The 21,090-nt window shown below is 70.4% G+C and carries 24 protein-coding genes; 12 read left to right on the forward strand and 12 right to left on the reverse strand.

From position 1 onward, the window contains the following. Window positions 1–8: 8 nt before the first annotated feature. Together AB0I98_RS19610 and AB0I98_RS19615 are read right to left on the reverse strand one after the other, a co-directional pair. Window positions 9–671: a response regulator transcription factor gene (locus AB0I98_RS19610; RefSeq protein ID WP_362943284.1), complete on the reverse strand. Its 663-nt coding sequence runs from the start codon at window positions 669–671 to the stop codon at window positions 9–11. A 41-nt stretch (window positions 672–712) separates the two neighbouring features. Next, window positions 713–1,657 (reverse strand): sensor histidine kinase, encoded by a 945-nt coding sequence (locus AB0I98_RS19615; protein WP_362943181.1) that lies wholly within the window; start codon window positions 1,655–1,657, stop codon window positions 713–715. Window positions 1,658–1,862: 205 nt separating this feature from the next. On the opposite strand from AB0I98_RS19615, the gene AB0I98_RS19620 reads away from it, so the two are divergent. Together AB0I98_RS19620 and AB0I98_RS19625 are read left to right on the forward strand one after the other, a co-directional pair. Further along, window positions 1,863–2,348, forward strand: coding sequence for a TrkA C-terminal domain-containing protein (locus AB0I98_RS19620; RefSeq protein WP_328438176.1), 486 nt, complete (start codon window positions 1,863–1,865; stop codon window positions 2,346–2,348). A gap of 4 nt (window positions 2,349–2,352) precedes the next feature. Then, the gene (locus tag AB0I98_RS19625; RefSeq protein ID WP_362943184.1) at window positions 2,353–3,606 is read left to right on the forward strand and encodes a cation:proton antiporter; all 1,254 of its coding nucleotides are present in this window, start codon (window positions 2,353–2,355) and stop codon (window positions 3,604–3,606) included. Window positions 3,607–3,661: 55 nt separating this feature from the next. On the opposite strand, the gene AB0I98_RS19630 is transcribed toward AB0I98_RS19625, so the two are convergent. Continuing rightward, window positions 3,662–4,066 (reverse strand): MazG nucleotide pyrophosphohydrolase domain-containing protein, encoded by a 405-nt coding sequence (locus tag AB0I98_RS19630; RefSeq protein WP_362943187.1) that lies wholly within the window; start codon window positions 4,064–4,066, stop codon window positions 3,662–3,664. A gap of 109 nt (window positions 4,067–4,175) precedes the next feature. On the opposite strand from AB0I98_RS19630, the gene AB0I98_RS19635 reads away from it, so the two are divergent. Further along, window positions 4,176–5,174 (forward strand): TAXI family TRAP transporter solute-binding subunit, encoded by a 999-nt coding sequence (locus tag AB0I98_RS19635; RefSeq protein WP_362943190.1) that lies wholly within the window; start codon window positions 4,176–4,178, stop codon window positions 5,172–5,174. Window positions 5,175–5,196: 22 nt separating this feature from the next. Here the strand turns inward: AB0I98_RS19635 and AB0I98_RS19640 are convergent, their stop codons facing one another. Then, entirely contained in the window at window positions 5,197–6,606 is a 1,410-nt protein-coding gene (locus AB0I98_RS19640) for a HAMP domain-containing sensor histidine kinase (RefSeq protein WP_362943193.1), read from the reverse strand. An 8-nt stretch (window positions 6,607–6,614) separates the two neighbouring features. Then, a complete protein-coding gene (locus AB0I98_RS19645) occupies window positions 6,615–7,301 on the reverse strand; it encodes a response regulator transcription factor (protein WP_210576833.1) in 687 nt (228 codons plus the stop codon). 289 nt (window positions 7,302–7,590) lie between these two features. Here AB0I98_RS19645 and AB0I98_RS19650 point away from each other — a divergent pair, with 289 nt between their 5' ends. The 8 genes from AB0I98_RS19650 (at window position 7,591) to AB0I98_RS19685 (ending at window position 13,985) form a co-directional block, all read left to right on the forward strand. Then, entirely contained in the window at window positions 7,591–8,367 is a 777-nt protein-coding gene (locus AB0I98_RS19650; RefSeq protein WP_210576832.1) for an amino acid ABC transporter ATP-binding protein, read from the forward strand. Window positions 8,368–8,449: 82 nt separating this feature from the next. Next, on the forward strand, window positions 8,450–9,301 hold the full coding sequence (locus tag AB0I98_RS19655) for a glutamate ABC transporter substrate-binding protein (RefSeq protein WP_362943196.1): 852 nt from the start codon (window positions 8,450–8,452) through the stop codon (window positions 9,299–9,301). Between the two features lie 75 nt (window positions 9,302–9,376). After that, complete coding sequence (locus tag AB0I98_RS19660; RefSeq protein WP_362943199.1) at window positions 9,377–10,045, forward strand: amino acid ABC transporter permease; 669 nt, start codon at window positions 9,377–9,379, stop codon at window positions 10,043–10,045. Then, a complete protein-coding gene (locus AB0I98_RS19665) occupies window positions 10,042–10,962 on the forward strand; it encodes an amino acid ABC transporter permease (RefSeq protein WP_362943202.1) in 921 nt (306 codons plus the stop codon). Before AB0I98_RS19660 ends, AB0I98_RS19665 begins: the two co-directional genes overlap by 4 nt. 176 nt (window positions 10,963–11,138) lie before the next feature. Further along, complete coding sequence (locus AB0I98_RS19670; RefSeq protein WP_362943205.1) at window positions 11,139–12,785, forward strand: FAD-dependent monooxygenase; 1,647 nt, start codon at window positions 11,139–11,141, stop codon at window positions 12,783–12,785. A 91-nt stretch (window positions 12,786–12,876) separates the two neighbouring features. Next, the gene (locus tag AB0I98_RS19675) at window positions 12,877–12,948 is read left to right on the forward strand and encodes a putative leader peptide (protein ID WP_328288302.1); all 72 of its coding nucleotides are present in this window, start codon (window positions 12,877–12,879) and stop codon (window positions 12,946–12,948) included. A gap of 78 nt (window positions 12,949–13,026) precedes the next feature. After that, window positions 13,027–13,569, forward strand: a complete 543-nt coding sequence (locus AB0I98_RS19680) for a cysteine dioxygenase (RefSeq protein ID WP_362943208.1) — start codon at window positions 13,027–13,029, stop codon at window positions 13,567–13,569. Further along, the gene (locus AB0I98_RS19685; protein WP_362943211.1) at window positions 13,566–13,985 is read left to right on the forward strand and encodes a rhodanese-like domain-containing protein; all 420 of its coding nucleotides are present in this window, start codon (window positions 13,566–13,568) and stop codon (window positions 13,983–13,985) included. Before AB0I98_RS19680 ends, AB0I98_RS19685 begins: the two co-directional genes overlap by 4 nt. A 175-nt stretch (window positions 13,986–14,160) precedes the next feature. Here AB0I98_RS19685 and recX read toward each other — a convergent pair whose 3' ends face one another. From recX to AB0I98_RS19705, 4 genes are all read right to left on the reverse strand, one after another. After that, entirely contained in the window at window positions 14,161–15,144 is a 984-nt protein-coding gene (gene recX, locus AB0I98_RS19690; protein ID WP_362943214.1) for a recombination regulator RecX, read from the reverse strand. Window positions 15,145–15,148: 4 nt separating this feature from the next. Continuing rightward, window positions 15,149–16,273, reverse strand: a complete 1,125-nt coding sequence (gene recA / locus AB0I98_RS19695) for a recombinase RecA (RefSeq protein ID WP_362943217.1) — start codon at window positions 16,271–16,273, stop codon at window positions 15,149–15,151. A gap of 264 nt (window positions 16,274–16,537) precedes the next feature. Continuing rightward, window positions 16,538–17,842: an AI-2E family transporter gene (locus tag AB0I98_RS19700; protein WP_362943220.1), complete on the reverse strand. Its 1,305-nt coding sequence runs from the start codon at window positions 17,840–17,842 to the stop codon at window positions 16,538–16,540. A 60-nt stretch (window positions 17,843–17,902) separates the two neighbouring features. Beyond that, on the reverse strand, window positions 17,903–18,097 hold the full coding sequence (locus AB0I98_RS19705) for a DUF3046 domain-containing protein (RefSeq protein WP_210576824.1): 195 nt from the start codon (window positions 18,095–18,097) through the stop codon (window positions 17,903–17,905). A gap of 80 nt (window positions 18,098–18,177) precedes the next feature. Between AB0I98_RS19705 and AB0I98_RS19710 the strand changes: the two genes are divergently transcribed. Next, the gene (locus AB0I98_RS19710) at window positions 18,178–19,122 is read left to right on the forward strand and encodes a hypothetical protein (RefSeq protein WP_362943223.1); all 945 of its coding nucleotides are present in this window, start codon (window positions 18,178–18,180) and stop codon (window positions 19,120–19,122) included. Window positions 19,123–19,128: 6 nt separating this feature from the next. Here the strand turns inward: AB0I98_RS19710 and AB0I98_RS19715 are convergent, their stop codons facing one another. From AB0I98_RS19715 to AB0I98_RS19725, 3 genes are read right to left on the reverse strand one after another with little or no spacing between them, the layout of a single operon-like run. Next, window positions 19,129–19,437 carry an AzlD domain-containing protein gene (locus AB0I98_RS19715; RefSeq protein WP_362943226.1) on the reverse strand — a complete coding sequence of 103 codons (309 nt, stop codon included), beginning with the start codon at window positions 19,435–19,437 and terminating at the stop codon, window positions 19,129–19,131. Further along, a complete protein-coding gene (locus AB0I98_RS19720; RefSeq protein WP_362943229.1) occupies window positions 19,434–20,180 on the reverse strand; it encodes an AzlC family ABC transporter permease in 747 nt (248 codons plus the stop codon). The genes AB0I98_RS19715 and AB0I98_RS19720 overlap by 4 nt, the downstream gene beginning before the upstream one ends. Continuing rightward, window positions 20,081–21,043, reverse strand: coding sequence for an AraC family transcriptional regulator (locus tag AB0I98_RS19725; RefSeq protein WP_362943232.1), 963 nt, complete (start codon window positions 21,041–21,043; stop codon window positions 20,081–20,083). The genes AB0I98_RS19720 and AB0I98_RS19725 overlap by 100 nt, the downstream gene beginning before the upstream one ends. Window positions 21,044–21,090: the final 47 nt, after the last annotated feature.

Raw genomic sequence — 21,090 nt, forward strand, 5'->3', positions numbered from 1 at the left:
CTAAGCGCTCAGGGCTCGATGAGCCCCGCCCGTATCGCATACCGCGTCAATTCCAGCCGGTCCCGCATCCCCAGCTTCTGCAGCAGATTGGCCCGGTGCCGTTCGACCGTCTTCGCGCTGATGAAGAGGAGTTCGCCGATCTCCTTGGAGGTGTGCCCCTCGGCGACCAGCTTCAGGATCTCCTCCTCGCGGTCGGTGACGGCCCGCGCGGGCAGGTCGTCGCCCCGGTGCAGACGGTCCAGGTAGGAGCGGACGAGGGCCCGTTCCGCGCCCGGGTAGACGAACGGCTCGTCGCGCATCGCCGCCCGGCACGCCTCGACCAGGTCCCGGTCGGCGACGGACTTCAGGACATAGCCGCTGGCCCCCGCCTTCAGGGCCTCGAAGAAGTACTGCTCGCTGTCGTACATCGTGAGGATGAGGATCCGCAGCCCCGGCATGCGGCGCGAGAGTTCGCGGGCCGCCTGCAGGCCGGTCATCCGCGGCATGGCGATGTCCAGGACGGCCAGATCCACCTCGGTGTCACGGGCCCGCGCGACCGCCTCGGCGCCGTCGCCGGCCTCCGCCACGACCGTCAGATCGTCCTCGCCGTCGAGGATCAGCCGCACACCACGGCGTACGAGCGTGTGGTCGTCGGCGAGCAGGACGCGGATGCGGTCGTGCGATGCCGGCATGCCGTGGTCCGATGCGGGAATTCGGTGTTCCGATGCGGACATCAGCGGCCTCCGGCCGGTATGCACAGGCGTACGTCCGTCCCCCGGCCCTCGGACCCCGGCCGCACGGCGAGGTCCGCGCCGATCAGCAGCGACCGTTCGCGCATGCCCCCGATCCCGGCGCCCTCCGCCGCCGTACCGACGCCCTTGCCGTTGTCGCCCACGACCAGCTCGACGCCGTCCGCGATCCGCCGGAACCGGATCTCGGCGCGATCGGCTCCGGCGTGCCGGGCGGTGTTGGTGAGGGCCTCCTGGGCGACGCGGTAGACGACGAGTTCCGCTTCCTCGGGCAGGGCGGGCAGGTCGCCGGGAATGTGGTGGCGCACCGCGAGACCGTGCGCGGTGAACTCCGTCGCCAGCGAGCGCAGGGCGCTGGACAGGCCCAGCTCCTCCAGGACGCCCGGGCGCAGCCGGCGGGCTATGCGGCGGATCTCGTCGAGGCCGGCGCGGGTGGCTTCCTGGGCCTGGCCGACCTCAGCGCGCAGGTCCTCGGGTGCGCGGTCGGCGACGCGCTTGAGCTGGAGGAGGACCGCGGTCAGGGTCTGGCCGACCTCGTCATGGAGTTCCCGGGCGATGCGATGGCGTTCCCGTTCCTGCGCGGACAGCGCACGGGCGGCACCGGCGGCGCGCTCGGCCTCCAGGCGGTCGAGCATCGTGTTGTACGTCGTGATGAGCTCTGCCGTCTCCGCGGGACCGGCGACCACCGCGCGGGCGCCCGGGCGCAGCAGGTCCGCGGTGGCCATGGCCCGGCCCAGCCGCTGGAGCGGGGCCAGCCCGACGCGCAGGACGACGGCGTTGGCGGCCAGCAGCACGGCCAGTCCGGCAGCGACGACGAGGGCCTCGGCGGGCTGGACGGGGGTCGAGACGGTGACCGGGCCCAGCAGCAGGGCGGCGGCCACGATCAGGCCCGCGGCGTTGAGCGAGAAGATCCGCCAGAACAGCGACACGTTCCCGGCTCCGCTCCGTCCGATCCGTCGGCACTTCTGTGCCCGTACCAGACTCGCCGACCGCCCGCGGCCACGTATATCCGTCACAACACCCATGTCGCCACCGTATGTGCGAGTGACAGCATGGCGGCGTCGGTCTGAAGCCGATCAAGCCGGCCGGCACCGGGACGAGAGCAAGAACCGGGACGAGAGAAAGAGAAGAAACGTGTCCGCTCCACGCCTGAGGGCCACGCCGCTGCCGGGCATCGGGGTCCAGTACGACCTGATGACGCGAGAGAACCGCCATCTGTCGGTGGTGGCACACCGCGACGGCGCCCGCACGGTGAGCGTGTACCGGGCCGACGACCCCGACTCCTGCGCCCAGTCGCTCCGGCTGACCGGCGCCGAGGCGGGCTCGCTGATCGATGCGCTCAAGCCGTCCCACCACAGTGCGAGCCTGCTCTACACCTCGGACCTGGGGCTGGTCGCCGAGCGGGTCGAGGTGGCCGCCACCTCACGCTGGAACGGGCGCGTGCTGGGCGACACCCGGATGCGGACCGAGACCGGCGCGTCCGTCGTGGCGGTGCTGCGGCGGGCCGAGGCGATCCCGTCCCCGGCACCGGACTTCCGGCTCGTGGGCGGTGACACGCTCATCGTCGTCGGCACCCGCGAGGGCGTCGACGCGGCCGCGGCGATACTCGGGCGGGAGTGAACGGGTGCACTCCGCGGTCCTGCTCATCGAGTTCGGTTCCATCATCCTCGGCCTCGGCCTGCTCGGCCGGTTCGCCGGCCGCTTCCGGCTCTCGCCCATCCCGCTGTACCTGCTCGCCGGTCTCGCCTTCGGCACGGGCGGGCTGCTGCCGCTGGGCGCGAGCGAGGAGTTCATCGCCACCGGTGCCGAAATCGGCGTCATCTTGCTGCTGTTGATGCTCGGCCTGGAGTACACGGCCGGCGATCTGGTCACCAACCTCAAGTCCCACTACCCGGCCGGGCTGGTCGACGGTGCCCTGAACGCCCTGCCGGGTGCCCTGGCCGCGCTGCTGCTGGGCTGGGGTCCGGTGGCCGCCGTCGTGCTGGCCGGTGTCACCTGGATCTCGTCGTCCGGGGTGATCGCGAAGGTGCTCGGCGACCTGGGCCGGGTCGGCAACCGCGAGACCCCGGTGATCCTGAGCGTGCTGGTTCTGGAGGACCTGGCGATGGCGGTGTACCTGCCGATCGTCACCGCGCTGGTGGCCGGGGCCGGGCTGCTGGCGGGCAGCGTGACGCTGGCGATCGCGCTGGGCGCGGCGGGGCTGGTGCTGTTCGTGGCGGTGCGGTACGGGCGGGTGATCTCCCGGTTCGTGTCGAGCGACGACCCGGAGAAGCTGCTGCTGGTGGTGCTCGGGCTGACGATCCTGGTCGCGGGCGTGGCGCAGCAGCTCCAGGTCTCCGCGGCCGTGGGCGCGTTCCTGGTCGGCATCGCGCTGTCCGGGGAGGTCGCGGAGGGCGCGCACACGCTGCTGAGTCCGTTGCGTGACCTGTTCGCCGCCGTCTTCTTCGTCTTCTTCGGGCTGCATACGGACCCCGCCAGCATCCCGCCCGTCCTGCTCCCCGCCCTCGCGCTCGCCCTCGTCACCGCCGCGACGAAGATCGCCACCGGCTACTGGGCGGCCCGCCGCGCCGGCATCTCCGTCAAGGGCCGCTGGCGCACGGGCGGCGCCCTGGTGGCCCGCGGCGAGTTCTCGATCGTCATCGCCGGGCTGGCGGTCAGCGCGGGCATCGAACCGTCCCTGGGCCCACTGGCGACGGCGTACGTCCTGATCCTGGTCGTCCTCGGGCCGCTGACCGCGCGTTACACCGAGCCGGTGGCCATGTGGTGGGGCGGCCGTCGGGCCAAGCGCCGGGACGCACGGGAGAGTCCGCCTACGGCGACGGAATCGCCGGGGGCGACCGCTGCGGCGGATGCCTTGGACACGGGGACGGGCCGCTGAGGGGTTGGGGCCGGGGTTCGTCGGGGCCGCAGTACACGGCAGCGCGCCCCTGCCGTCACGCGGCGCCGGGCGCCCACCCCTGGCGGCGCAGTACCCCCGACACGTCCGGTGCCTCGTAGTGCTCGCCCTTGAGGACCTTGCCGTCGGCTCTGCGGGCGACGTGGCCTTCGGGGCCCAGCTTGCTCATGTTGGAGCGGTGGATCTCGGCGATCACCGCGTCGAGGTCGATCCCATGGACGAGCGCCGTGCCGTACGCCACATAGACCACGTCCGCCAGCTCGTGCGCGAGCCGGTCGAGCGGGCCGGTGACCGAGACCTCGGCGACCTCCGCGGCCTCCTCGGCGAGCAACTCGCCCCGATGGGCGGCCAGTTCGGGAGACACCTCGGTCGGGGTACTGCGGGCGTCCAGCCCGACGGCGCGATGGAAGGCACGGACCAGGTCGGCGGGCGAAGAGCTCATGCGGGGAACTGTAGCGACCGCCACTGACAGTCCCTGGGGGCGGCGCCGTCGCCCCACCTGTGACCCCGGCGCTGGTCAGCACCGCATCCGTGCTGGCAGGATCGCCCGCATGTCCCAGGTCTTCCCCCGTATCGACAGGCGCCGGGCCCTGCAGGGCGCGGCTGCCGGGTTTGTCGCGTTCGGGCTGCTCCTGTGGTGGCTGCTGCCGCTCGGGGAGGATCCGCCCGGTGGGACGATCACGTTCAGCACCGGGACACCCGCTGGCGTCTACCAGAAGTACGGCGAGCTGCTGCGCACCGAGCTGGACAAGGACATGCCGAACCTGAACGTGCGGCTCACGACCAGCGACGGTTCGCAGGAGAACGTCGCGCGCGTGGCGACCGGGAAGGCGGACTTCACGATCGCGGCTGCCGACGCCGTGGAGACGTACGAGCTGGCCGGCAGGCCCGGCGCCGACCGGCTGCGCGGTGTCGCGCGGCTGTACGACGACTACGTGCAGCTCGTCGCCCGTCCGGGCTCGGGCATCGACTCGGTGGCGGACCTGCGGGGCAAGCGGGTGGCCATAGGGCCGGCTCACTCGGGCGTACGGCTGATCTCCAACCGCGTGCTCGAGGCGGCGGGTATCGACCCGGAGAAAGGCATCACGCCGCTGTCCGACGGCATCGACACCGGGCCCGCCCGGCTCGAGAAGGGCGAGATCGACGCGTTCTTCTGGTCCGGCGGGCTGCCGACGGAGGGCCTGCTGAATCTTGCCGACAGCCTGGCCTACCGGTTCGTGCCGATCGACGCCGACCTCGTCGCCAAGGTGCACGCGATGGGCGGCGCCACCCGCTACTACCGCGCCACCGAGATGCCGGAGTCGGCCTACCCCAGCATCCAGAAGGGCAACGCCGTGCCGACGATGGCCGTGTCCAACCTGCTGATCACCCGGGCCGACATGGATCCCCGGCTCACCGACTGGCTGACCCGCACCGTGATCAACAGCCGTGATGGCATCGGCAACCACGTCCACTCGGCCCAGCTGGTCGACGTACGCACCGCGATCTACACGGACCCGCTGGCGCTGCATGAGGGCGCGCGGCGCTACTACCGGTCCGTCAAGCCGTAGGGCCCACCATCAGCAGGACCCGCTAGGACACCGGCTCCGACCGCGGCACCGTCACCGTCGCCGTCAGTCCCCGCGGCTCGTGATGGCCGAACGAGATCGAGCCGCCTGCCGCCCCCAGCAGCGCACGCGTGATGGACAGGCCGAGGCCGGAGCCCTTGATGTTCTGGTGGCGGCCACTGCGCCAGAAGCGGTCGCCGATGCGGGCCAGCTCCTCGTCCGTGAGGCCGGGGCCGTTGTCGGTGACGACGACGGTCGCGGTGTCGCCGTTGGCCGTGACGGTCACCTCCACCCGCTCGTCCTTCGGCGTGAACTTCACCGCGTTGTCGATCACCGCGTCCAGCGCGCTGGACAGGGTGACGGGGTCGACCCACGCCGTGGTGGGCGGGCAGTCCCCCACCAGCCGTACGCCCTTGGCCTCGGCGGTCGGCGACCAGGCCGCGACGCGCTCGGCGGCCAGCTCGCCGATGTCGGTGAGCCTGAGGTCCGCCTCGACGTGCTCGGCCAGGGCTAGGTCGAGCAGGTCGTCCAGGACCTGGGCCAGCCGCTTGCCCTCGGCCTGGACGGAGGCGATCTCCTCATTGCCCTCGGGCAGCTCGAAGGCGAGGAGCTCGATCCGCAGCAGCAGCGCCGCGAGCGGGTTGCGCAGCTGATGCGAGGCGTCGGCGACGAAGGCGCGCTGCTGCTCCAGGACGCCCTCGACGTTGTCCGCCATCTCGTTGAACGACCGGGCCAGCCTGCGGAGTTCCGGCGGCCCGCCGGCCACCGCGACCCGGGATTTCAGGCTGCCGCTCGCGATCGCGTGGGTGGTGGAGTCCAGGACCCGTACCGGCCGGAGCACCCAGCCGGTCAGGCGTAGCGCCGCGCCGACCGCCAGCAGCATCGCGGCGCTCTCGCCCGCGGCGATGATCAGCCAGCCGTGCAGGATCCGCGAACGCATCTGCCCGGTGGGCGAGTCGGTGACGACGACGGCGACGACGTCACCGTCCCTGATCACCGGGGACGCGACGACCAGCCGATTGCGCTGCCAGGGCCACACCTGCCGCGGGTCGTGACTGCGGCGGCTGAGCAGCGCCTCACCGAAGGCATCACGCACCTCACCCTTTTCCGGCTGGTCCCAACTAGTCGGCGCACTGGCCATGGGGGTGCCGTTGCGGTAGAAGACACCGGCACGAATGCCGTAGACCTCGTAGTAGCTGAGCAGCTCGCGCTTGAGGACCTCCTGGCGCTCGTCGACGACCGTCGTGCCGGTCCGCCCGCTGGGCGTGTCGGTGACGAACTGGGCGAGAGCGGCGAAGCGTGCCGTGTCGTCGATCCGGTCGACGACCACCTTCTGCTGCTGGGCTCCGGCCACGCTGACGGCGAGCGGGAAGCCGAGGGCGAGCAGTACGGCCGCCATCAGGACGATGAGCAGCGGGAGGAGACGAGTGCGCACCTTGCCCGCTACGAGGTGGGGGCGACGAGCCGGTAGCCGACGCCGCGCACGGTCTCGATCAGGGCCGGCATGCGCAGCTTGGCGCGCAGGGACGCGACATGCACCTCCAGGGTGCGCCCGGTCCCCTCCCAGCTGGTGCGCCATACCTCGCTGATGATCTGCTCACGCCGGAAGACCACCCCGGGGCGCTGGGCCAACAGGGCGAGGAGGTCGAACTCCTTGCGGGTCAGTTGGACAACCGAACCGTCCACACTGACCCGTCGCGTGGGCAGGTCGATGTGCATGGAGCCCAGCTTCAGCACGCTCTCGCCGCCGGCCGCGGCGTCCTCGTGGACGGTGCGCCGGCTGACGGCGTGGATACGGGCGAGCAGTTCTCCGGTGTCGTACGGCTTCACCACGTAGTCGTCGGCGCCCAGGTTGAGGCCGTGAATGCGGGAGCGGACGTCGGAGCGCGCGGTGACCATGATCACCGGGATGCTGGTGCGCTTGCGGATCTTGCCGCACACCTCATAGCCGTCCTGGTCGGGCAGGCCCAGGTCGAGCAGTACGACACCGAAACCGGCGCCCTCGGGAACGAGCGCCTGGAGAGCCTCCTCGCCGCTGCGGGCGTGCGTCACGTCGAAGCCGTGCCTGGCCAGGACCGCGGACAGAGCGGCGGCGACGTGGTTGTCGTCCTCGACGAGGAGCAGTCTCATCCCGGCTCCCTTCAGTTCATCGGCCGTACGGTGAGGGTGTGTAGAAAAACGCGGGCACGCGCGCGTGCGCACGTTGCAGTCACGCTGATGGATGAGGACGGCGTCAAGAGGGTTCCGGTTGCGCGGCGTATCCGTTACCCGGAAGAAACCCGCCCAGGTCACAACTGCTACGACAGGTGTCCGATTGCTATCGGATCGTGATGCTCAGATTCCCCTCAGATGTAGAGACGCAGGTCGCGTAGGGTTATTACTGTCCTCCGGAAACCGAGGAGGACGGAGCCTGAGTGCGATGACCAAAGTATCGGTGGCCAAGGAAGATGTGGCCGCAACCGGCGACCTGGTCGTCCTGAAGAGCGTCAACAAGCATTTCGGCGCGTTGCACGTACTCCAGGACATCGACCTGACGATCGCCCGCGGCGAAGTCGTCGTGGTCATCGGGCCCTCCGGGTCCGGGAAGTCCACCCTGTGCCGCGCCATCAACCGCCTCGAGACGATCGACTCCGGTGCGATCGCCATCGACGGCAAGCCGCTGCCCGCGGAGGGCAAGGAGCTCGCCCGACTGCGCGCCGACGTCGGAATGGTCTTCCAGTCCTTCAACCTCTTCGCGCACAAGACCGTGCTCGAGAACGTGATGCTGGGCCAGATCAAGGTCCGCAAGGCGGACAAGAAGAAGGCCGAGGAGAAGGCCCGCGCGCTGCTCGACCGGGTCGGGGTGGCCAACCAGGCCGACAAGTACCCCGCGCAGCTCTCCGGTGGCCAGCAACAGCGTGTCGCCATCGCACGCGCCCTCGCCATGGACCCCAAGGTCATGCTCTTCGACGAGCCGACGTCGGCTCTCGACCCGGAGATGATCAACGAGGTCCTCGAGGTCATGCAGCAGCTCGCCCGCGACGGCATGACCATGATCGTCGTCACCCATGAGATGGGCTTCGCCCGTTCGGCCGCCAACCGGGTGGTCTTCATGTCCGACGGCAAGATCGTCGAAGAAGCTGTGCCGGACCAGTTCTTCAGCAACCCGCGCAGCGACCGTGCCAAGGACTTCCTGTCGAAGATCCTCCACCACTGACCCCCACCCGTCGCGCCCGCGCGACGAGCTGCGTCACCCGCACCAAACGGCATTCTCCTCATCACACCAAGGGATGTTCACCATGAAGCTCCGCAAGGTCACCGCAGCGGCCGCGGCTGCGCTCGTCCTCTCCCTGACCGCGACGGCCTGTGGGGGCGACGACGGCAACGGCGACGCCGGGTCGGACTCCACCGCCGGGGGCGGCGGCACGATCAAGGTCGGCATCAAGTACGACCAGCCCGGTCTCGGCCTGAAGGAAGCCGGCGGCGAATTCTCCGGCTTCGACGTCGACGTGGCCACGTACGTGGCGAAGGAACTCGGCTACGAGCCCGACAAGATCGAGTTCGTCGAGGCCAAGAGCGCCGACCGCGAGACCATGCTGGCCCGCGGCGACGTGCAGTTCATCGCGGCCACCTACTCGATCACTGACGAGCGCAAGCAGAAGGTCGACTTCGCGGGCCCCTACCTGCTGGCCCACCAGGACCTGCTGACCAAGGCCGACTCGGACATCACCGAGGCCACCGACCTCAACGGCAAGAAGCTGTGCTCGGTGACCGGCTCGACCTCGGCGCAGAACGTCAAGGACGAGATCGCCCCCAAGGCCCAGCTGCGCTCGTACGGCACGTACTCGGAGTGCATCGCCGGTCTGCAGAGCGGCGCCGTGGACGCGGTGACGACCGATGACTCGATCCTCGCGGGCTTCGCGGCGCAGGAGCAGTACAAGGGCCAGTTCAAGCTTGCGGGCCTCAAGCTCAGCAACGAGAACTACGGCATCGGCGTCAAGAAGGGCGACACCGAGACGGTCAACAAGATCAACGCCGCCCTCGAGAAGATGGTCAGCGACGGCGCCTGGGACACGGCGGTGAAGGAGAACTTCGGCCCGGCCAACTACAAGAACGAGCCTGCCCCGAAGATCGGCGACATCAAGAGCTGAAGCAGCGCCTGACAGGTGCGCCGCCCGGCGGGGCGGCGCACCCGGGCATCTCTACACCCGGAAGCGCGGGAGATCGTGTTCGATTTTCTTGAAGGTTACGACGTCCTAGGGGCGTTCTGGACGACGGTGCAACTCACCGTCCTCTCCGCCATCGGCTCGCTGATCTGGGGCACTGTGCTGGCGGCCATGCGGGTCAGTCCCGTCCCGCTCATGCGCGGGTTCGGCACCGCGTACGTGAACATCGTCCGGAACATCCCGCTGACGGTCATCATCGTCTTTGCCTCACTCGGCCTCGCCGACATCTTCAGGGTGACGCTGGGCGCCGCCGACGACTTCGAGGCCCTGAGCTTCCGGCTGTCGATCCTCGGTTTCATCGCCTACACCGCGGCCTTCGTCTGCGAGGCGATCCGCTCGGGCATCAACACCGTGCCCGTCGGGCAGGCCGAGGCGGCCCGTGCCATCGGGCTGAGCTTCGCCCAGATCCTCTGGCTCATCGTGCTGCCCCAGGCCTTCCGTTCGGTGATCGGCCCGCTGGCCAACGTGCTGATCGCGCTGACCAAGAACACCACCGTGGCAGCCTCGATCGGTGTGGCGGAGGCCGCCCTGCTGATGAAGGAAATGATCGAGAACGAGGCGCAGGTCGTGCTCATCGGCGTCGTCTTCGCGTTCGGATTCGTGGTTCTGACCCTGCCCACCGGCCTCTTCTTCGGCTGGCTGAGCAAGCGACTGGCGGTGAAGCGATGACCTCGGTCCTCTACGACGCTCCCGGCCCCCGGGCCAAGCGGCGCAACATCATTCTCTCGGTGGTGTTCTTCGTCCTCCTCGCCCTGCTCGCGTGGTGGATCTACAAGACGTTGGACGACAAGGGCCAGCTGGAGTGGGCCCTGTGGGAGCCGTTCACCGAGTCCGAAGCCTGGACGACGTATCTGCTGCCCGGCCTCGCCAACACCCTGAAGGCAGCGGGGCTCTCCATGATCATCGCCCTCCCGCTGGGCGCGTTCTTCGGCATCGCCCGTCTGTCCGACCACCGGTGGGTACGGATCCCGGCCGGTGCGGTGGTCGAGTTCTTCCGGGCGATCCCGGTCCTGCTGCTGATGCTGTTCGCCAACCAGTTCTACTCCAGCTACACGGACGTCAGCTCCGAAGACCGTCCGCTGTACGCGGTCGTCACGGGCCTGGTGCTCTACAACGCCTCGGTCCTCGCCGAGATCGTCAAAGCCGGCATCCTCTCCCTGCCCAAGGGGCAGACGGAGGCGGCCCAGGCGATCGGACTGCGCAAGGGCCAGACGATGACCAGCGTCCTGCTGCCGCAGGCCGTCACCGCGATGCTGCCGGCCATCGTCAGCCAGCTGGTCGTCATCGTGAAGGACACCGCGCTCGGTGGCGTGATGATCGGCTTCACCGAGCTGCTCAACTCGCGCGGCACCATGGCGGCGTTCTACGCCACCGTCATCCCGAGCTTCATCGTGGTGGCGGCCATCTACATCGTCCTGAACTTCATCCTGACGAGCTTCGCAGGCTGGCTGGAGCAGAGGCTCCGGCGCAGCAAGCGCAGCACGGGTGCGGTGCTCGGCAAGGACGACGTGGAGGAGCTCAACGCGGCCGAGGTGGGCGGCTCCTACGGGACCGGCGCCGGCGGCGGCTTCGGGGGCGGCATCTGATCAACCGTCAAGTGGCACGACCGCACGGAGGGCAGTGGCTTGATCGCCACTGCCCTCCGTCACTTGACGCAAGCACCAGCAATAGGTTGCATACGTTCTGTGATCGTGCACCCTGCTCCAACTTCCTGTTCACACACGTCCCTGAGGACACCACTGCGGGCAGGGGGCGCCGCGCCGTGGACCCGGTGATCATCGTCGGGGCGGGGCCTGTCGGGCTCACGCTCGCGCTTGCGCTGGCGCGTCAGGAAGTGCCGTCGGTGGTCCTGGACGAGGGCCCGGGCAAGGACGAACCGCGTCCCGCACGCACGGTCGTGCTGCGCGAGGACACCGCCGCCCTTGTGGAGCGCCTCACTGGTGTCCCGTCGGCCGAGGCGGGCTGCCGCTGGGCCGGATGGCGGTCGATGCGCCGCAAGCAGGTGATGCGGGCGGTCACTTTCGACGAGACCGAGACCGAGACCGAGACCGAGACAAGGCTGGCCGCCCCGCTGCACATCGCACAGCACGTGCTGACGGCCTCCCTGCGCGCGGCCGTCACCGGCGAACGGCTGGTCAACATCGCGACGGACAGCCGCCTCGACACCATCGAGCAGGAACCTTCAGGCGTCACCGCCCACACCCGCGGCCCCAAGGGAACATGGTGGCGCGGCAGTTATCTGGTCGGCTGCGACGGCCCGCGCTCGACCGTGCGCAAGCTCCAGGACATTCGCTTCCCCGGCCGTACGGCGGTGGAGCGACACGCCGTGGCCGCGCTGCGTGCGGAACTTCCGTGGCCCGATGAAGCGTTGCTCCATCGGATGCCGCCGTGGCGGACGTCGGGACCCTCCGGCGGGGAGGTGACCGGGCGCCCGCTGCCGGACGGTGTCTGGCGGCTGGACTGGCTGCTGCCGCCCGGCAAGGACCTGGTCACGCCGGAGCTGCTGGTGGCCCGCGTCCGGGAGACGCTCGCGGGCTGGACGGGCGGTTCGACACCGCCGTACGAGCTGCTGGACACCGGAGTCCACATCGTCCATCACCGCCTGGCCCGGCGGTGGCGGGCGGGCCGGGTCTTCCTCGCGGGGGACGCCGCCCATCTGCTCGGCGCGCTGGGCACGCACGGGCTGGACGAGGGGCTGAGGGACGCCGACAACCTCGCCTGGAAGCTGGCGCTGGCCTGGCACCACGGGCCGCACGAGGCACTGCTCGACAGCTACCAGGCCGAGCGGCGCGGCATCGTCGCCGCCCGGCTGCGCGCCGCCGACCAGGCTCTGCCCCTGGTGCGCGGTGGCGGAGGGCTGCGGTCGTACGTCCCCGGATCGGCCCGGGGCCATGACGCCCTGCTCACCGACGGCCACCTGGGGCAGGGAGCACTGGGCGCGAGGGGGGCGTACGACCGCTCACCGCTCGCGCCCCGGCCCCTCGAGGGCGAGACCGTCGTGGACACACTGCCCGGCGCACAGGTCACCGACGTCCGGGTCACCGCGGAGGACGGCTCCTTCGTACGGCTGCGGGACCGGCTCGGCCGTGGCGCGCTGCTCGTCGTGCTGGTCGCGCCGGGCACGGGCGTGTGGGAGCGGCGGCACTGGGTGACCGCCGGGATCATGCCCCGGCTGGCGGCAGCGGTGACGGCGCTGCCTCACCCGGCCGAGCTGCTGGTCACGGAGAGCTACCCGGGAGCGGCCGCGCACACGGTGCTGCTGGTGCGGCCCGACGGACACCTGGTCACCGCGCTGAACGGCGTGCGCCCGGCCGACCTGTACACAGCGGCCGAGGCGACACTGGGCGGGCCGGTACAGGCGGGGGCGGGGGCAGAGGCAGAAGCGGAGGCCACGGCGGGGTCGCGCTGAGCGGCACCCGGCGCCGTCCGGTCCACATAGTGACGGTGAGTTGACCGGTCCACACCGAGATGGTGTACTCCGCATCGTGATCGACACGTGTGTGCACCTGTGGCGGAGGGTCCATATGGACCTCGTCCGCTATGCGGGCTGCATGTGTACCCGGTCCTGCTGAATTCGCATCCCTCTTCACCTGCGCGCGCCGCCGAAATGCAGCCGCGCGCTCCCGCGAACGCTCATCAGGACGGTGTACGTGTCTGTCTCCCCCTCTCTCTCCAGCTCTGTCCCTGCCTCAGCGCCTACTGCGCCCACCCAGGCGGACCTTCTCGATTTCGTACGGCGCACAGCGGCCGACGCCGTGTTGATCGCCTCGCTTCCACTCGACCCCGAAGGCCGCACCTGGGTGCGTCTGGAGGGGCCCGGCGGCAGTGAGGCCTGGCTGATCGGCTGGCCGCCCGGCACAGGCACCGGCTGGCACGACCATGCCGACTCGGTCGGTGCCTTCCTGACCGCCGCCGGCGAGCTCAAGGAGAACTCGCTCGCCGCCCGGCTCCCCACCGACGGCTGGAAGACCCTGGAACTCAGCGAGGACGTGGACCGGGAGCGCCGACTGCCGGCCGGCCAGGGCCGCTCCTTCGGCCACCACCACGTCCACGAAGTCCTCAACGAGTCGCCGGACCGGCACGCCATCTCCGTTCACGCCTACTACCCGCCCCTGCCACAGATCCGCCGCTACAGCCGCACCGGGCCGATCCTGCGCCTGGAGCAGGTCGAGCGCCCGGAGGACTGGCAGTGAGCGGCGGCAGCAGTACGAGCGAACGGCCGGTCGGCATCGACGAGTTGCTGCAGCGGATCCGCGAGAGCTACGACCGCATCGAGCCGCAGGACGCCTACGACGCCGTCCAGGCCGGTGAGGCGCTGCTGGTGGACATCCGGTACGCGGCCCTGCGCGAGCGGGACGGTCTGATTCCGGGCGCGCTGGTCGTCGAACGCAATGAACTGGAGTGGCGCCTCGATCCCCAGGGCAGCCACCGGGCACCCGAGGCCACGAGCCATGACCTGCGTGTGGTCGTGGTGTGCAATGAGGGATACGCCTCCAGTCTGGCGGTCGCATCCCTGCATCGGCTGGGGTTGCGGCGGGCCACTGATCTGGTGGGCGGTTTCCAGGCTTGGCGGCATGCGGGGCTTCCGGTGACGTCGCGGCGGGGTTGAGCGACATGCGATGCCGTCCATCACGCGGAACCGCTGGGCGAGTTGGTACGGCATGTGCGGCCCTGGACGCGATGGGCGCCCCCGCGCGTCCACCGTGTCCTGGGCCGACGTGCCAGGAGCCCTCCCCCGCGGAGAGCCCCCTTCAGAACTCGTCGCTTTCAGAACCCGTTCCTCTTCAGAACCCCGCATCGCCGAGGAACTCCGTGTCCTCGCCCTCCTCTTCGAGCGCCTGCCGGACCACCCGTAGGGCCATGCCCTCGGGGTAGCCCTTGCGGGCGAGCATGCCCGCGAGGCGGCGGAGTCGCTTGTCGCGGTCGAGGCCGCGGGTGGCGCGCAGTTTGCGGGCGACGAGTTCGCGTGCGGTCGCTTCTTCCTGCTCGGAGTCGAGCTGCGACACGGCCGCGTCGATCAGTGTGGAGTCGACGCCCTTGGTCCGCAGCTCCTGGGCGAGAGCGCGCCGGGCCAAGCCCCTGCCGTGATGCCGGGACTCCACCCAGGCGTCCGCGAACGCGCTGTCGTTGATCAGCCCGACCTCCTCGAACCGCGACAGCACCTCCTCGGCGGCGTCGTCTGGAATCTCGCGCTTGCGCAGGGCGTCCGCGAGTTGCTTTCGCGTGCGCGGGGTCCCGGTGAGCAGGCGCAGACAGATCGCCCGCGCCCGCTCCACCGGGTCCCCTGAAGGTTCCTCCCGCTCGGCCCTCGACGAGGAGAAGGCACCTTCGTCCTCACCGGACGGCTCCACGCGACCACGCCGTCGGCGCCCGCGCCCACCACCCCCGGCGCGAGCTCCGCCGCCCATGTCGCGGCCCCCGCCATCCGCGTCCCAAGCCTCACTGCCCGAGTCCCAAGCCCCACTGCCTCCGTCCCGAGCCCCACCGCCCGCGCCACGAGACCGGCCACGGCGGCGCGAACGGCCCGCCGAACCCGTGCCGGACACCGCGCCACCGTCCGGCGGCTCTCCCCCGTCCGGCCACGCCGCACCGCCCGGCTCGGCGCCGTACTCCCCGCCCGTGCCGTACCGCTCCACGTGGTCGTACAGCACGGCCCCGTCGCGGTCCCCGCGGTCGTCCGCCGCGCAGGAGCCTCCGTCACCCGGTCTCTGCCGCTCACGCGGAGCCTCCGGGTAGACGTACTCGGCCCAGTCGGTTCGTCGTGTCACGGCGTCAGCTCTTGGCGGTCGCGGCCTTGGTCTTGGTGACCTTGGCGGCAGCCGGCGCGGGCACCGTCTTCGCGGCGTCAGCCGTGGCGGAGACCGCGGCGTCCGCGCCCGGTTCGGCGGCCGGCTCCTCCGGGCGTACGCCGACGCCCAGCTTCTCCTTGATCTTCTTCTCGATCTCGTTGGCCAGGTCGGGGTTGTCCTTGAGGAAGTTGCGCGCGTTCTCCTTGCCCTGGCCGAGCTGGTCGCCCTCGTACGTGTACCAGGCGCCTGCCTTGCGGACGAAGCCGTTCTCCACGCCCATGTCGATCAGGCCGCCCTCGCGGCTGATGCCCTGGCCGTAGAGGATGTCGAACTCGGCCTGCTTGAAGGGCGGCGCGACCTTGTTCTTGACGACCTTGACGCGAGTGCGGTTTCCGACCGCGTCGGTGCCGTCCTTCAGGGTCTCGATGCGACGGATGTCGAGCCGCACCGAGGCGTAGAACTTCAGCGCCCGGCCGCCGGTCGTGGTCTCCGGCGAGCCGAACATCACGCCGATCTTCTCGCGGAGCTGGTTGATGAAGATCGCGGTGGTCTTCGACTGGTTGAGCGCACTGGTGATCTTCCGCAGCGCCTGGCTCATCAGACGGGCCTGCAGTCCGACGTGGCTGTCGCCCATCTCGCCCTCGATCTCCGCGCGCGGGACGAGCGCGGCGACGGAGTCGATGACGATCAGGTCGAGGGCGCCGGAGCGGACCAGCATGTCCACGATCTCCAGTGCCTGCTCGCCGTTGTCCGGCTGGGAGAGGATCAGGTTGTCGATGTCGACACCGAGCTTCTTGGCGTACTCGGGGTCGAGGGCGTGCTCCGCGTCCACGAAGGCGACCTGGCCGCCCGCCTTCTGAGCGTTCGCCACCGCGTGCAGGGTCAGCGTGGTCTTACCGGAGGATTCCGGTCCGTACACCTCCACCACGCGGCCGCGCGGCAGGCCGCCGACGCCGAGGGCGACGTCGAGCGCGGTCGACCCGGTGGGGATGACCTCGATGGGCTCGTTCGGCCGCTCGCCCAGGCGCATCACCGCGCCCTTGCCGAATTGCCGTTCAATCTGTGCGAGCGCGGCGTCCAGTGCCTTCTCGCGGTCGGTACCTGCCATGGGTTCCACCCGGTTTGCTTGAGTCGATCGCTTCACGTCAAAGACGCTAACGCCTGCCACTGACAATGCGCCCCGACGCCCGTCCGGCCTGTGGATAACTCGGGCACTTCTCCATCCAAACCCGATGGAAATCCCCGTCGAGAGCCTCGCCGGAGCTTCCATAAGAATGGATGTTCGATTTTCGTGTCAAGCGCACCACGTGACACCTCCGAGCCTACGTTCACGGCCCGACAACGCCCCGAATGCGACGGATCCGCCCGGGATTCAGCGCTCCGTCCGGGCGTCAGAGCCAGTCCGAGAGTCAGCGCTCGTCCGGGAGTCAGTGCTCGTCCGGGAGTCAGTGCTCGTCCCGGGCCTGCCCGCCCACAGCTCACGCGCCCGCATGAACAGGCCGGGCCCGGACTGCCCTTTCCGATGCCCATGGACACGGGGGTCGTCCGTGACGTCGTACCGCTTCACATAGGCCCCGAGGAACGCCTGCAGCGTGGCGACCGCCGGGATGGAGATCAGCGCGCCGACGGCACCGAGGAGGGCGGTCCCCGCGACGACAGAGCCGAAGGCGACCGCGGGGTGGATGTCGACGGTCTTCGAAGTCAGCTTGGGCTGCAGCATGTAGTTCTCGAACTGCTGGTAGATCACGACGAAGATCAGCACCCACAGCGCGTACCAGGGATCGACGGTGAAGGCGATCAGCATCGGCAGGGCGCCCGCGAGATAGGTGCCGATGGTGGGGATGAACTGCGAGACCAGGCCCACCCACACGGCGAGCACGGGCGCGTACGGCACGTCCAGTATCTGGAGCAGGATGTAGTGCGCGACTCCGGAGACGAGCGCCATCAGTCCGCGTGAGTAGATGTAGCCACCGGTCTTGTTGACGGCGATCTCCCACGCGCGCAGCACCTCGGCCTGCCGGGCGGGCGGCAGCACCGAGCAGATCGCGCGCCGCAGCCGGGGGCCGTCCGCGGCGAAGTAGAACGAGAACAGCGCGATCGTCAGCAGCTGGAACAGGCCTCCCAGGACCTGGGTGGATACATCCAGGACCCCGGTGGCGCTGTTCTGCACGTAGCTGCGCAGCCAGTCGGAACGGAGCAGGCCCTCCTGGACGTCCACCCGCTTCAGATCGGAGTGAAAGTGCGCGTTGACCCAGTTGATCACGGAGTCGAGATAGTTCGGGAAGTCCTCGACGATCTTGATGATCTGCCCCGCGAGCATCGAACCGAGCAGCGTGACGAACCCCGCGGCCGCGATCATCACGGCGAAGAAGACGAGGAAGGTGGCCAGTCCCCTGCGCATCCCGCGCGCGGCCATCCAGCTCACCGCGGGCTCGATGGCCAGGGCCAGGAAGAACGCGATGAGGATGTTGATCAGCAGGCCGGTGAGCTCATGGAAGGCCCAACTGCCCAGCTGGAACACGGCGAAGAGGGCAAGCGCGAGCAGCATGGCGCGCGGCAGCCAGCGCGGCATGCGGGCGTTCGACCCGGCGCCGCCGGCCGGGGGCCGGGTGGGCGGCGTCGTGCCCAACGGGGATGCCTGCGGGGTGACCTGGCCGGTCTCGTCAGTGCGTGCCACGGAGCAAGTCTCGCCCACGGCACCGACAATCGAACCCCGTCCTGCGATCTTCGTGACCTGTCAGCGCCTGTCCTGTGGCACGTTCATGACCGCGCAAACCACGCGCCATACGTCCTTGGCCTCCCAGCCGGCATCGAGCGCCCCGTACACCGTGCGCCCGCCGAGTTCCGCCATGACGTGGTCGCGCGCGAACGTATCGGCGTATCCCTGACCGAAGTGGTCAGCCATCCGCTGCCAGAAGACCGTCAACCGCATGACTCCAGTATCCCGCCCCTGAGAGTGGGCCTCGGCCGGGAGCCCTCGCCGGGACCGCGTTGCGCCCTACGGTCTGTCGCATGGCCGAATCCGGAGCTTCCCCACTCCCCCCGACGCCCCCGGCGCACTCCCCGCTGTTCCGCGCCGAGCAGTTCGTCTGGCTCACCGCGCGCGTGCTGGAACAGCGCCTGTTCGCCCACCACTTCCTGAACGGCAGCCCCGACCCCGTGGAGACCGCGCTCGACGCCTACCGCAACGAGGACGGCGGTTACGGCCACGCGCTGGAACCCGATCTGCGCGGCCCCGTGAGCCAGCCCCTGCACACCGGTCACGCCCTGCGCGTGCTGGACTCCATCGCACGCTGCGCCGGGCAGCGGGTGGAGCGCGTGTGCCGCTATCTGACGTCCGTCTCCACTCCGGACGGCGCACTGCCGTCCGTCCATCCCGCCCAGCGCGGCTACCCCACTGCTCCGTTCGTGCCGATCGTCGACGACCCACCCAGCGAACTCCTGGCCACCGGACCGGTGGTCGGCCTGCTGCACCGCAACGAGGTGTGGCACGCCTGGCTGTTCCGGGCCACGGACTTCTGCTGGCACACGGTCGAGTCCCTGAAGCAGTCCCATCCGTACGAGATCGAGGCGGCCGTGGCCTTCCTGGACTCCGCGCCCGACCGCCCGCGCGCGGAGGCGGCCGCCGACCGTCTCGGCCGCCTGGTGCGCGAGAACCGGCTCGCGGCACTGGACCCGGAGCACCTCGACGCCTTCCCGGTCGCGCCCGGCTACGCCCCGGGCGAGCATCACTTCCCGTACGACTACGCCAGGACCCCGAACTCTCTCTCGCGCGCGTGGTTCACGGACGAGGAGATGGAACGCTCCCTGGACCACCTGGCGAGCCGGCAGCAGGAGGACGGCGGCTGGCCGATCACCTGGCGCCAGTGGGCACCGGGCACGGCACTGGAGGCACGCCCCATGGTGACGATCGAGGCACTGCGCACCCTCAGGGCGTACGGCCGGACCATCGGCTGAGCCCGGTCACCCGCCCACGGCGCGCATCCCGGCCGTCACCACCACGGCCGCCGCGACGACCAACAGGAACGGAGCGCGCAGCACCAGTGCGACAGCGGCTGCGGCGAGACCGGCGGCCCTGGCGTCCAGCACCAGAGCACGGCCGTCGGCGAAGGTCTGCTGGGCCGTGAGCGCGGCGAGGAGGGCGACGGGCAGCAGGGCTGCCAGGCGCCTGACGAGCGGCCTCTCGAGGGCTCCCGCGGGCACGAGCAGTCCGGCGAGCTTGACGGCGTAGCAGCCCACGGCCGTCGCGGCGATCGCGATCCAGATGTTCAACGGGCCTCCTCTTCCGCCTCGTCGCGCACGGTGCCCCTGCGCCGCCCCTCCAGGAAGAGCACCACCGGTGCCGCGAGCGCGGCTGCCAGGACCGGCACCCCGGCGGGCAGGACGGGCAGTAGGCCAAGGCCCAGGAGGACGGCGAGAGCGGCCACGGCCCGCTCGGTGGTGGACTTCAGCATCGGCGCGAGCAGGGCCAGGAAGACGGCCGGCCCTGCCGCGTCGATCCCCCACGCGTCCGTGTCGCCGATGGCTTCGGCTCCCAGCGCGCCGAGCAGCGTGGTGAGGTTCCACAGCACGTACAGGGTCAGTCCGGTGACGGCGAAGCCGATACGGGCGCTGTGTCGGGTCGGCTGCGCGAGCGCCACGGCCGCCGTCTCGTCAATGACCCACTGAGCGGCGAACGGCCGCACCGCGCGCGGGAGTGCCAGCAACTGCGACAGCCGCAGCCCGTAGAAGGCGTTGCGCACGCCGAGGAAGAAGGCACCCGCGGCTGCCGTGAGCGGATTGCCGCCCGCCGCCAGTGCCCCCACCAGCGCGAACTGGGACGCGCCGGTGAACACCAGAAGGCTCAGCGCACAGGTCTGCAGGAGCGTGAGCCCGCTTCCGGCCGAGGTCACCCCGAAGGCGAACCCGGACAGTCCTACGGCGACCCCGACTCCGAGGGCGTCGCGGACGACGGCGGCGTCGGCCCTGTCTTCTGCTCCGGCGCGTATCTCGGGGAGAGCTGTCTGGTCTGCCACGCCTGGGACGGTAGGCGCAGCCCCTGCTGTGCGTCTTGTACGTTCTTGCGCTCACGCCGGTACGCCCCCGGAGGGACCCCCACGATCCGGCTGAAGTGACGGTTCAGGTGAGGCTGATCGGTGAACCCCACCGCCACGGCCGCCTCGGCGGGCGTCGAACCCGCGTCCAGCAGGCGCCGCGCCCGCCGCACACGCGCGTCGGTGAGCCAGGCGTGCGGCGGCATCCCGTAGGCGTCCCGGAAAGCCCGAAGCAGGGCGAAGGGACTGGATCCGAACTCGGCCGCCAGCCGCTCCAGAGTCGGCGGCTCGGCCATCCGCTCCTCCAGTACGGCACGCGCGCGTGCCGCGATCCGAGCGCCAGCCGTCCGCGGGTCTCGCCGCGGCAGCAGCCCGCCGTTCAGCCTGAGCAGCCGGGTCACCGCGACCCTCAACAGGGTGTCGGCGGCCAGCGCGTTGCCCTCGTCGGCGGCTCGGAGCACCTGATGCACCAGGCTCACGGTGTACGGATCGTCGACCACGGGGCTGATGAAGCCGGGGGTACCGCGGATCGTCGTGGTCTCCGCGGCGATCTCGGCCACGACCTCCGGAGAGGGATAGACGGCGCCGTACCGCCATCCCTCGGGCACGCCCGCACGGCCCGTGTGCGCGGTGTCCGGGTTGACCAGCGCGAGCGCGCCGGGGCCCGCGTACTCGTCGGCACCGCGGTGGTGGAACACCTCGACGCCCTCGGCGATGGCGGCGATGACGAAGTTCTCGTGCGTGTGCCGCACGAAGGTCTTGTGGATGTACCGGGCCCGCAGCAGATCGACACCGGGCAGCTCCGCGTACTGCCAGTGCCGCGCCCGCTCACCCGATCCGGCCATGCCCCCATTCTCACCAGGCCCCCGCCCAGCCCGCCGCCGGTTATGTC

Origin of the sequence: Streptomyces sp. NPDC050211 (assembly GCF_040656035.1) — a bacterium.
Taxonomy (GTDB): Bacteria; Actinomycetota; Actinomycetes; order Streptomycetales; family Streptomycetaceae; genus Streptomyces.